General features: G+C 59.2%; 3 protein-coding genes. All 3 read right to left on the bottom strand.

Going from position 1 to position 1,163, the window contains the following annotated elements; all coding sequences use genetic code 11:
* Positions 1 to 251, bottom strand: a 251-nt coding sequence (gp17, locus tag U1700_RS15040) for a tail completion protein gp17 (RefSeq protein ID WP_332753485.1), incomplete at its 3' end; no start/stop codon positions are given.
* Positions 252 to 258: 7 nt separating this feature from the next.
* On the bottom strand, positions 259 to 711 hold the full coding sequence (locus U1700_RS15035) for an HK97-gp10 family putative phage morphogenesis protein (RefSeq protein ID WP_332753484.1): 453 nt from the start codon (positions 709 to 711) through the stop codon (positions 259 to 261).
* Positions 708 to 1,163 (bottom strand): phage head closure protein (locus tag U1700_RS15030; RefSeq protein WP_332753483.1); only part of this gene is annotated, 456 nt, incomplete at its 5' end. The genes U1700_RS15035 and U1700_RS15030, both read right to left, overlap by 4 nt.

Genomic DNA, 1,163 nt, shown 5'->3' with positions numbered 1-1,163 from the left:
TCACGCCAGATGATGAGGCTGTTTCGGATCGCGCGCGCAAGGATTTTCGCTTGGCCGTAAGTTTCACTCGATATGCTAATTTGGAACGTCACGAAGCCTTCGTCGCCCACTGATCCATCAAGATCGGTCGTGACCTGTGTTTCAAGAAGCTGATAGACTGCGCACGGAAGGGCGTAAGCCGGTGGCGCGACGCTGGGGTAGACATTCGGAATACAAGTTTTGAGGCGTGCGTTGAGAAGCTGGTCGATCATCTGGTATTTAGACGCCGCGCTTGATCAACTGCTTGTTCAGGACCTTGCCGATTGTGTCGATGATAGATTGCTGTGAGTTTGTCAGCGCGCGAATCATGAAGGGGTCGGCGGCATTGTGAATGCTGCCGAACTCAACGAATGAAGAATGGTACGCTCGTGAGCCGATCGTCACCGCGTTCTTGACCTGCGTGGGGTCAGCGCTCTTGAGTTTCTTTACCTTGATGTTGTTGACAATCTTACCGTGCGTTTCTTGCCGCGTCGTGCCACCCTTATTGTGACGGGTGCGCGTTTCGCCTTCGGTTGTCTTCGGGGAGTTGGGAGCCGCTTTGATCGCCTCCTTGCGCAGGGTGGCCGCGCCTGCGCGGTTCGCGATCTGGCCAGCTTTGGTGGCTTCCTGTTTGGACAGGCTCTCTAGGCGGTCTTGGAGAGCCGCCAGACCCCGCAGGTTCGCGGTGATCACAGACGCTCCTCCAGTGTGAGGACCATCGTCTGGCGGCGGTCTGGCTGGTCGATCGCCACGATGTCGAATTCGGTGTCATCGATCTGGACACGCATCGCCGTGGTGATGTCGGGGCGATAGCGGATAAGGTAACGAGCCGTGGAGTATGTGTCGCGACCACCCGCCCGCGCGGCGTCCTGCGTGCGCAATTCGAGGCGCTGGGCATGCAGCAAAGCGATCTGGCGAAAGCTGGTGATGACCTGACCGAATTCGTCCTGTTCGTTGCCTGCATCGTCGTAGCTGCCCGCGTCATCGCTCGCGCCAGCGCCTGCGGCGAAGAACATGAGCGAGGAGCCGCTCGTATCATCGGGTTCGATAGCGGGTGCCCCCGCTGCGACACGCGTCAGGGAGATGTTGGACGAACCGCTGCGCGCGCTCAGGAGCGTCAATCGCCGGTCAAGTTGTCCCGCGTT

The sequence above is a fragment of the Sphingomonas sp. RB1R13 genome, from assembly GCF_036663775.1.
Classification (GTDB): domain Bacteria; phylum Pseudomonadota; class Alphaproteobacteria; order Sphingomonadales; family Sphingomonadaceae; genus Sphingomicrobium.
The sequence above is the reverse complement of the archived record's forward strand: the minus strand, read 5'-3'. Positions and strand labels throughout refer to the sequence as shown.